Origin of the sequence: Mesorhizobium sp. WSM3626, assembly GCF_000513935.1 — a bacterium.
GTDB lineage: Bacteria > Pseudomonadota > Alphaproteobacteria > Rhizobiales > Rhizobiaceae > Mesorhizobium > Mesorhizobium salmacidum.
The window spans coordinates 123,008-132,345 of sequence record NZ_AZUY01000013.1; the positions used below are offsets into that span (position 1 = coordinate 123,008).

Genomic DNA, 9,338 nt, shown 5'->3' on the forward strand with positions numbered 1-9,338 from the left:
CCGCGTGTGGGCGGAGAACGGAAGTCGGGATTTGGAACAATCGGTCAAACCAGCGTCGAGCCTGCCGCTCAATCCGCATATCGCTGCCTTGCCGCCCTACAATGCCGGCATGAACATCGCGATGGCGCGGGCGCTGAGTGGCCGCCAAGACATCGCCCGACTGGCTAGCAACGAGAACCCGGATGGCTGCTCCCCCGCCGTCATGGCCGCATTGGCCTCCTCATCGTTCGAACCTTGGCGCTATGCCGATCCGGCCTGCACGGCGCTGCGCGCAGCGCTTGGCGAGAGGCTGGCGATCGATCCCGGCCTGATCGTTGCCGGCAACGGCTCCGAGGAGATGATCGCCGCCATCTCGCGCGCCGTTCTGGTACCAGGCGCCTCTGTCGTTACCACAGTGCCGAGCTTCGGCCTGCATGAGATAGAGCCCCTGGCGATGGGGGCTGATGTCGTCAAGATTGCGATGACGCCGGACATGGGGTTCGATCTTGCCGCGCTCGAAACGGCAATCGCCGCCGAGCCGCGGATCGTTTTCATATCCTCGCCATGGAACCCGGTCGGGCCGGGCCTCGACCATTCCAGCCTGCAACGGCTGATCGGCGCCGTGCAGCCAGGCACGCTTCTTGTCCTCGACGAAGCCTATTTCGAGTTTGCCGATCCCGGCGCGCCCGACGGCATCGAGGTCCTGCGCGACAGCGGCATCGATCATGTGGTGCTGCGGACATTTTCGAAGGCCTATGGCCTGGCGGGATTGCGCGTGGGCTATGCCGTCTGTTCGGATCTCGAATTGGCAAGGGTGATCGCCGCTGCCAAGACACCGTTCAACGTCAATGCGGCGGCGCAGATCGCGGCCATCGCCGCACTCGCCGACGAAGGCTGGATGAAGGCGTCGGCGGGCCGCGTCAGGGCCGAGCGCGTGCGCGCAGCCGCCGCGCTTGCCGCCCTTGGTTTCCGGGTTGCGCCGTCGCAAACAAACTTCCTGTTCTTTGACTGCAAGGGCGACAGTTCGAGACTTGCCGCCGGTCTCCTGAAGCAAGGGATCATCGTCAAGGCATGGCGCGAGGCCGGCTACGAGCACTACCTGCGCGCCACCATCGGGTTGCCGGCTGACAACGACCGGCTGATCGCAGCACTTCAAGAAATGGTGGCGAGATGACCGGCCTCGCGTCTCCAAGGCAAATGAACTCGACCGACCAGGCGGTGCCGCCGTCGATTGTCGACGCGATCCGCGATGTCGTCGGTGCGGCGAATGTGCGCACCGGAGAGGATGCCGGGGCGATCGACCTTGGCTCGAATGGCGCGGATTGTGACGCCGGCATCGTCGTTGCGCCTTTATCGACCGCCGAAGTCGCGGCGGTGGTGCGCATCTGCCGCCAAAACGAGATCCCGATCGTGCCGCAAGGTGGAAAGACCGGCCTGGTCGGCGGCAGCGTTTCGCGGCCAGGCGAGGTCGTGCTTTCGATGACGCGCATGAACCGCATCGAGCGGCTCGATCCTGTCGAACGCGTGGCCGTCGTCGGCGCCGGCGTCACTCTTGAAGCGCTGCAAGAGTCCGCGCGCGAATACCGGCTGGAGCCGGGCATCGATCTCGCGGCGCGCGGATCGGCGACAATCGGCGGCATGGTGTCCACCAATGCCGGCGGCGTGATGGCCTTTCGCAACGGCGTCATGCGCCATCGCTTGCTTGGCCTCGAGGCCGTGCTGGCCGACGGATCGGTCTATTCCGATCTTACGCGGGTGGTGAAGAATTCCGCCGGCTACGATCTGAAGCACCTCTTCATCGGCGCCGAGGGCACGCTCGGCGTCGTCACCCGCGCGGTGGTCAAGCTCGACCCTTTGCCGCGAGCCAGCGCCACCGCGCTATTCGGGTTGCGGTCGGTCGAGGCCGCTCTGCGGACTATTCGCCTGGCACTTGAATCGGATGCCGGGCATCTGCGTGCGGCGGAAGCGATGTGGAATTCGTATTTCGGTCTGGCCGCTGCCGCGCATGAATGGTCCGAACCTGGCGTGCCGCTCGACCACCCGCTGTTCCTGCTGCTGTCCCTTGGCGGCGCGCGCGAAGAGGCGCTGCGCGAGGATTTCGAGCGGATTTATTCGGAAGTAATGGAGCACTATCCCGAAGCGACCGGCATCGTTGCCGCCTCGCGGCGGCAAGAGGACGATTTGTGGCGGCTGCGCGAGGACACCAGCGTGCTCTACCGTGCCCATCCCCATGCGCCTTCCTTCGACGTGTCGGTGCCTCTGTCGGAAATTGCGGTCTACCTTGAGAGGATTCTGCCTGGGCTCGCTGCGATCGAACCGGGTCTCGCGCCCTATGTCTTCGGACATCTGGCCGACGGGAATCTGCACATCATCTTAAACCGAAAGGGCCCGCTTGGCCTTGACATGGCGGAGGCTGTCGAGGGCGTCCTGTATCAACAACTGCGGCAAATTGGCGGTTCCTTTTCCGCCGAGCACGGTGTTGGGTCGAAACGCATCCATTCGCTGCTGGCGACGGCGGACCCGACGAAGCTCGCCGTGATGGAGCGGGTGAAACGAGTGCTGGACGATCAGTCGGTCATGAACCCCGACAAGGTGCTTCCCTGCGACGCCTGGTTCGTCCGGTCCTCCAGGCCGTCTCATTCCGGCAGCGAGCGCCGATTGCCCTTCAAGAACGTGAGCGACCTCACCGATGAGTAACCCCATGCCGGAACCACAGGGAATGAACGGATTGACCGCCAGCCATCCAGTGGGATCGACGATGCCCCATGACGAGCCGGCCCCGGCCTATGCCTGTGATTTCGGCGCCTTGCGTCAAGAATTTCGCCAAGCAGCCGAGCGGGCGGGCGCGGAACTGTCTGAATATGTCCATCCGCTGAACGGGCCTGATGGCGGGGTGCTGGCGACGGATGTGGCACTGCTTGGCCGTCGCGATGCGCGCAAGCTGATCGTGCTCATCTCCGGCACGCATGGTGTCGAGGGGCCGTTCGGCTCGGCCTGCCAGACCGCCTGGCTCGGCCAGAAGAACCCGCGGCGCTTGGCTGATGACACGGCAATCCTAGCCATTCACCTCATCAATCCGTGGGGCACCGCGTGGTCGCGGCGTGTCAACGAAGACAATGTCGACCTCAACCGCAACTTCATCGACTGGTCTTCGACTATCCCGGTCAACAACGGCTATGCCGGCCTGCACGACGCCGTGGCATACCGCGAATGGGAGGGGCCGGACCGCGTAGCGGCCGACGAGAAGCTGGCCATGGCGCGCAGGAGGCTTGGACATGCCGGGCTGGCGGCGATCGTCGAGGCCGGCCAGTATGAGTTCGCCGACGGGATGTTCTATGGTGGCGGCGGCCCGGTCTGGTCGAACAGGACGCTAAACGCAATCCTGAAGACCTTTGCCCGCGAGGCGCGTCAAGTCATCGTCTTTGATCTGCACACGGGGGCGGGCCCCTACGGCTATCCGGCGCTGCTTTCGGTGGCGAGTTCCGAGCATGACGGTCTTGCGTGGGGCAAATCCATTTTCGGGCCGGCGCTGTCGACCGTGCTGACCGGCCCCGGCGCCAAGACAGGCACCGGCATCGCCGCGACGGCGACCGGCTATGTCTCCGACGCCGTCCGCAAGGCAATGCCGAACGCGCGCGTGCTGCCGCTTGTCGTCGAATGCGGCACGCTGGACGGCCCGGCGGTCATGGAAGCGGTGCAGGCCGACAACTGGCTGCATCTGTTCGGCAAGCTCGACTCGCCACTGGGCAAGCGGATCCGGGACACGCTGCGCTCGGCCTTCATTCCGGTCGATCCGGATTGGCAGCGCACCTGCCTGTCGAGCAGTCTGCGCTATTTCGACCGTGCACTGGCCGACCTGCGGACCGTGGCGTTGGACGAGACCACCGGGAGCGAACGGATACCGCCAACGGCTCGCGCCGTTGTGGTGGTCGATCCGGTGTCCGCCGACGAGGCGAAGACCACGACGCCGGCCGTGCAGATCGACGAGCTTCACAAGAGCTTCGGCTCGCTTCTGGTGCTGAAGGGCGTCAATCTCACCGCTCACGCTGGCGAAGTCATTTCCATGATCGGCTCGTCAGGTTCGGGCAAGAGCACGTTCCTGCGCTGCATCAACCTTCTGGAACAGCCGGACGGCGGCAAGGTGACCATCGACGGCGAACTCATCAAGATGAAGCCGCTGTCCAACGGCCGTCTCGGGCCGGCCGACATGGCGCAGGTCGAACGCATTCGCGCCCGCGTCGGCATGGTGTTCCAGAACTTCAATCTGTGGCCGCACATGACGGTGGTGGAGAACATCATCGAGGCGCCCCGGCATGTGCTGAAGGAGCCGCGCGAGAAAGCCATCGAACACGCGCTCGCGCTGTTGAAGAAAGTCGGGCTCGCCGACAAGCATGCCCATTATCCCGGTCAGTTGTCCGGCGGCCAGCAGCAACGGGCTGCGATCGCCCGCACGCTGGCGATGCGGCCCAAGGTCATCCTCTTCGACGAACCGACTTCGGCGCTCGATCCCGAGCTGGTCGGTGAGGTGCTGCGGGTGATCCGTCAATTGGCGGAGGAGGGCAACACCATGATCCTCGTGACGCACGAGATGCAGTTCGCGCGCGAGGTCTCCCACAAGGTTCTGTTTCTCCACCAGGGAAAGGTGGAGGAAGAGGGTGCACCAGCGGAGCTGTTCGGCAGCCCGCGCTCGGAGCGTCTACGCCAATTCCTGGCACGGACGCTGTGAGGAAGCCGCATCCTCGAAGCGTCCGGTTCGCACCGGACAACGGCAATGAAGATCAACAACAAGGGGAACTGATATGAAACTGAAAGTCTTGATGCTGCTCGCGTGTCTAGCGGGAAGCATGGGCAGCGCATTGGCAGCCGAAGGCGAGCTGTCCATTGGTACCGAAGGCGCCTACCCGCCATGGAGCATGTCCGATGCCAACGGCAACGTCACCGGCTTCGACGCCGATGTCGGCGCCTTGCTGTGCACGAAACTCGCGGTGACCTGCCATTTCGTCGTGCAGGCCTTCGATGGGTTGATCCCGGCGCTGAAGGCCAAGCGCTTCGACGTCATCATCTCGGGTATGTCGATCACCGCCGACCGCAAGAAGGAGATCAATTTCAGCGTCGGCTATGCCGAACTGGCCAACATGTTCGTCGCGGCCAAAGGTTCTGATCTGGCCGCCATCACCGATGTCGACACGCTGCTGAAATCGCTCGATGGCAAGAAGGTCGGCGTGCAGGCCGGCACGACCCACGCGCATTTCCTCGAGAAGCGTGCGCCGAATGCCGACCTGAAAACCTACGATACACTCGACCAGATGCAGATCGACCTGGCGAGCGGCCGTATCGACACCGCTTTCGCCGATCAATCCGCCTTGCAGGATTTTCTGGACAAGCCCGATGGCAAGAACTTCCAGCTGATAGGCGTTGAGATCAAGAGCACGTTCGATCCGACGCTTGGCGAGGGCATCGGCGTCGGTATCGCGCAGGAAAACACCGAACTCAAGGCCAAGATCGACAAGGCGCTTTGCGAGTTGATCGCAGACGGCTCGGTCGGCAAGGCCAGCCAGAAATGGTTCAAGACGGACATTTCCCGGCCCTGCAAATAACGCCTTGGAATTCTGGCATGCGCCCGGACAGCCGGGCGCATGCGTCTCATTGGCACGACAGACTAAGGCAACTCAGATGGAATTCGGTCTCTGGCAGGTTTGGGAAGCGGGTTGGGTGACCGCCATCCTGCGTGGCGCGTCGATCACAATCCTTGTGGGTTTAGTCAGCATGGCAGCCGGTCTGGTAATCGGCATTGTCTGCGGGCTGATCAAATGGGCCCGGATATTTCCGCTTTCGCTGCTCGTTGATGCCTATACCTCGCTGGTGCGCGGCGTGCCCGAACTGCTCATTATCTACCTGCTGTTTTTCAGCTCGGTTGAATTCGTGACCAAGGTCGTGACTGCGTTCGGCTATGCCGGCGTCGCGGAGAGCGGCTATGCATTCGTCATCGCGGTCATCGCCATCGGCGCGATCTCCGGCGCCTATTCGACCGAGGTTGTACGCGGGGCTCTGGGCGCGATCCCGGACGGGCATATCGAGGCCGCTCGCGCGCTAGGCCTGTCGGGCGCCCGGATCTTTCGCCGCATCATCGCCCCGCAGATGCTGCGCATCGCGGTTCCCGGCATCAACAATGTCTGGCAGACGACGATCAAGGACACCGCGTTGGTTTCCGTGGTCGGCCTTCAGGAGTTGATGCGCATTTCCTTCATCGGCGCGAACTCCACCCGCCATCCGTTCATCTTCTACCTGATTGCGGCGGTGGTTTATCTCGCCATCACGCTTGTAAGCCAGGCCGGCTTCGACGGGATCGAACGCCTGCTCAGGCTACGGACGAGAAAAGCAGTATGATAGAACTCATCCAGCTTGCAGTTCCCGTTCTGCTCAAGGGCCTATGGGTCACAGCCGCACTGACTTTCGTTTCGGTGCTGATCGGCTTCAATCTCGGTCTCGGACTGGCGCTCATGCGGCTGTCGTCGAACTGGCTCCTGTCGGGCTTCGCCAAATATTACAGTACCGTCTTTCGCGGGACTCCGCTGCTGGTGCAGATCTTCCTGTTTTACTACGGGCTCGGCCAGCTTTCCCTTATCAAGGACAACGCGGCTCTGTGGTGGGTGATCAGCGACGGATCGCGCTGCGCCGTCCTGGCGCTTGCTTTGAACACGGCTGCCTATACATCCGAAATCCTGCGCGGCGGATTGATGTCCGTTCCGGTCGGTCTCGTCGAGGCGGCTCAGGCGTGCGGCATGTCGCGCATGCTGCGTTTCCGGCGCATCGAGTTCCCGCTCGCCATCCGCCAGGCGCTGCCGGCCTATGGCAACGAGCTTATCCTGGTCGTCAAGGGGACCAGCCTTGCCTCGACAATCACCGTGCTCGAAATCACCGGCTATGCCAAGCGGCTGATGAGCCAGACCTTCGCGATCTTCGAGATTTTCGCCATTGCCGGAGTGCTCTACCTGGTGATCAATCTGCTGCTGATCGCGATTATCCGTTCCATGGAGCGTTTTCTAATGAGGCATGAATCCTCCTCTGGCCAGAAATCGACCGCACTCAAATCGATCTGACGTGGTTTCATGACGCGTCTGGTGCTGGTTCTTCGCGATGCGCTGCAAGGCGATGGTCTTCGATCATCGTCAAATCCACTTCGCGCGGCAAAGGATTGGGTGCCTTGTTGATGGGGACAGCGTTGAACGATCCGGCACTCGTCAACGTCAAGCACCGCGACAGCTCTACTGTCTGGAAGACATGTGCCCTTCTATGAAAAATGGGGGTTCACGGCGGATCTGCCGGGCCTCTATTTTCATGAGGAAATCCATTCAACGCTCGGGATTGCCTTTCGTCCACATCCGGGACGGCACGCCACCCGCGTGCCCGTTTTCTACGGTCCGGTGAAGGAGATCGCAGTCGCGAGCAGCGCGCTTTCAAGCCGAGGGACGTTTTATGCGCCGTCTAAAATGGTCCACGTCGTGAGTTTCCATGGCGAAGGCGAGGTCGTCGGCGGTGTCGCCCATATGAGGATGCAGGCCCAATCTGATAAGGGTCCGCATTGATTATATTGCGAAATCCGGGTCCGAGACGCTGCCATGAGAACGATCATCGCTTATATTTTTCAGCCAGTTAATCAGATTTTGGTAACGGGAGAGGCTACCGCCTTTCCGCCACGCATCTACTTGGTGAAACCGCGTGCTGACAGAGCGGCTGGACCGGTTTGAACGCGCTGATGGCAGCGAGATCGGAAGGATGGCTCTTATGGGAATCTACGAAATCGAAGGAGATCACATTGTCGCTTGGCGCGACTATTTCGACGTCAACGCGGTCTCAAAACTCGCCGCAGGATGACGCGTCGATCATTCCCTCCGCATCGCCGGAGCGGGCGCCATGCCCGCCTTCGTCGTCATCGGTGAATGCCCGCCCGACCTCGCGATATCGAAAGCGGTGCGGAGGACGCCTTCTTAGCTCATCACGAAGATGGATCATGTCGTGACACTTCCCCATGGTATCGCCGCCTTGCGAACTGAGTGACAGGCCACTCAGTTCGCAACTAGAACTTATCAAGGCAGCGATGCGGCGCCTTCGGTCAGCCGTTCAGCATCCGACCGCCATCGACAATCATTTCCGAGCCGATGGTCCACGCCGATTCATCAGAGGCGAGATAGATGACGGCCTTGGCGACCTCTTCCGGTGTGCCGAAACGACCAAGCGGGATGGACCCTGCAATGTCCTTGTTGACCTGTGCGCGATAGGCGTCCGGAGTGCCCAGCTTGTCGTAAAGCGGTGTCTCGACCGGGCCGGGGCTTACTGCATTGACGCGAATGCCGCGATCCATGAGTTCGCTGGAGAGCGTCTTGGATAGGTTGAGAAACGCCGCCTTTGTGGCGGCATAGACGGANGACCNGGCGGCGCCAACATGGGCGTTGATCGAGGTGTTGAACACCACCGAGGCCGGATTTGCGAAGACGGGCAGGAGCGCCTGCATCAGGAAATAGGGACCCTTCACATTAATGGCGAAAGACTGATCGAAGGCTTCTTCTGTCCAGGCCTCGATCGGCTGCCAGACCGAAACGCCGGCATTGAGGAAGGCCACATCCAACTGGCCGAAATGCTCCTTGGCCGAATGGGCCAGCTTCTTTTGCGCGTTCACGTCCGAGCTATTGGCCCGCAGCACTGGAACGTCCGAACCAAGTTCGGCCTTTGCTCTTTCGATAGAGTCAGGATTATTGCCAGTGACCATGACGCGCGCGCCCTCGGTCAAAAATTGTTTGGCTGTCGCCAGGCCAATGCCCGAAGTGCCACCAGTGATAAGGGCGCGTTTTCCGTTGAGGCGATTCATGTGATTCCGTTCCTTGCAATTGGCTCAATGAAGCTGGCAATTGACTTTCAACTCGCGACCGATCGGTGGATTTCCTGATGATGAGTTAAGTCACTTAGTTCCTCATACAGGGGCGCGCAGATGGATGTCAAGTTAAGTCACTTACCTTGATTTCTAGCCAGCTTGCGCCTACCTAATGGGCTTACACCCACCAAGACGGCGCAAGGGCCTAAGGAACAGCGATGGCAGGCGAGACATATCAAGATCGGGTCAAGGAGGAGAAGCGCGTCGCCTCTGTCGCAGCGGCCACCAAGCTCTTCTTCGAACAAGGTTACGGAGCAACTTCACTTCAGCAGATTGCAAAACTTGCTGACGTGTCGACCGCGACATTGTTCAAGCGCTACCCAACCAAGGCATCACTTTTTGAAGCCATCGTCGAGCAATTCTGGACATTGGAAAGCGGTTGCCACGCAGACGTTCACGTCGGCGATCCGAACGCGAGCCTTCGCAAGAT

10 protein-coding genes are annotated in these 9,338 nt (G+C 61.4%); 9 read left to right on the forward strand and 1 reads right to left on the reverse strand.

What is annotated here, in order from left to right:
- The first annotated feature begins 31 nt into the window (after window positions 1-31).
- The 8 genes from hisC to M653_RS1000000138090 all read left to right on the forward strand — a co-directional run bounded on the left by hisC (window position 32) and on the right by M653_RS1000000138090 (window position 7,854).
- The gene (gene hisC / locus M653_RS0113250; protein ID WP_027143783.1) at window positions 32-1,153 is read left to right on the forward strand and encodes a histidinol-phosphate transaminase; all 1,122 of its coding nucleotides are present in this window, start codon (window positions 32-34) and stop codon (window positions 1,151-1,153) included.
- Window positions 1,150-2,676 (forward strand): FAD-binding oxidoreductase, encoded by a 1,527-nt coding sequence (locus M653_RS0113255; protein WP_027143784.1) that lies wholly within the window; start codon window positions 1,150-1,152, stop codon window positions 2,674-2,676. The genes hisC and M653_RS0113255 overlap by 4 nt, the downstream gene beginning before the upstream one ends.
- 22 nt (window positions 2,677-2,698) lie before the next feature.
- The gene (locus M653_RS1000000138085) at window positions 2,699-4,705 is read left to right on the forward strand and encodes a DUF2817 domain-containing protein (RefSeq protein WP_084636662.1); all 2,007 of its coding nucleotides are present in this window, start codon (window positions 2,699-2,701) and stop codon (window positions 4,703-4,705) included.
- A gap of 73 nt (window positions 4,706-4,778) precedes the next feature.
- Window positions 4,779-5,576, forward strand: a complete 798-nt coding sequence (locus tag M653_RS0113270; RefSeq protein WP_027143785.1) for a transporter substrate-binding domain-containing protein — start codon at window positions 4,779-4,781, stop codon at window positions 5,574-5,576.
- A 76-nt stretch (window positions 5,577-5,652) separates the two neighbouring features.
- Window positions 5,653-6,366: an ABC transporter permease subunit gene (locus M653_RS0113275; RefSeq protein ID WP_027143786.1), complete on the forward strand. Its 714-nt coding sequence runs from the start codon at window positions 5,653-5,655 to the stop codon at window positions 6,364-6,366.
- The gene (locus tag M653_RS01000000132490; protein ID WP_051442668.1) at window positions 6,363-7,079 is read left to right on the forward strand and encodes an ABC transporter permease; all 717 of its coding nucleotides are present in this window, start codon (window positions 6,363-6,365) and stop codon (window positions 7,077-7,079) included. The genes M653_RS0113275 and M653_RS01000000132490 overlap by 4 nt, the downstream gene beginning before the upstream one ends.
- Before the next feature lie 183 nt (window positions 7,080-7,262).
- A complete protein-coding gene (locus tag M653_RS1000000137280; protein ID WP_198028771.1) occupies window positions 7,263-7,565 on the forward strand; it encodes a hypothetical protein in 303 nt (100 codons plus the stop codon).
- Window positions 7,566-7,698: 133 nt separating this feature from the next.
- Window positions 7,699-7,854: a limonene-1,2-epoxide hydrolase family protein gene (locus M653_RS1000000138090; protein WP_280940104.1), complete on the forward strand. Its 156-nt coding sequence runs from the start codon at window positions 7,699-7,701 to the stop codon at window positions 7,852-7,854.
- Between the two features lie 238 nt (window positions 7,855-8,092).
- On the opposite strand, the gene M653_RS0113295 is transcribed toward M653_RS1000000138090, so the two are convergent.
- Window positions 8,093-8,845 (reverse strand): SDR family oxidoreductase, encoded by a 753-nt coding sequence (locus tag M653_RS0113295; RefSeq protein ID WP_027143788.1) that lies wholly within the window; start codon window positions 8,843-8,845, stop codon window positions 8,093-8,095.
- A 221-nt stretch (window positions 8,846-9,066) separates the two neighbouring features.
- On the opposite strand from M653_RS0113295, the gene M653_RS01000000132500 reads away from it, so the two are divergent.
- Window positions 9,067-9,338, forward strand: a 272-nt coding sequence (locus tag M653_RS01000000132500; protein ID WP_027143789.1) for a helix-turn-helix domain-containing protein, incomplete at its 3' end; no start/stop codon positions are given.

What these genes read in the sequence shown, in the direction of transcription:
- M653_RS0113255 (WP_027143784.1), top strand. Translation starts at nt 1,150, where the DNA reads ATGACCGGCCTCGCGTCTCCAAGGCAAATGAACTCGACCGACCAGGCG.
- M653_RS1000000138085 (WP_084636662.1), top strand. Translation starts at nt 2,699, where the DNA reads ATGAACGGATTGACCGCCAGCCATCCAGTGGGATCGACGATGCCCCAT.
- M653_RS0113270 (WP_027143785.1), top strand. Translation starts at nt 4,779, where the DNA reads ATGAAACTGAAAGTCTTGATGCTGCTCGCGTGTCTAGCGGGAAGCATG.
- M653_RS0113275 (WP_027143786.1), top strand. Translation starts at nt 5,653, where the DNA reads ATGGAATTCGGTCTCTGGCAGGTTTGGGAAGCGGGTTGGGTGACCGCC.
- M653_RS01000000132490 (WP_051442668.1), top strand. Translation starts at nt 6,363, where the DNA reads ATGATAGAACTCATCCAGCTTGCAGTTCCCGTTCTGCTCAAGGGCCTA.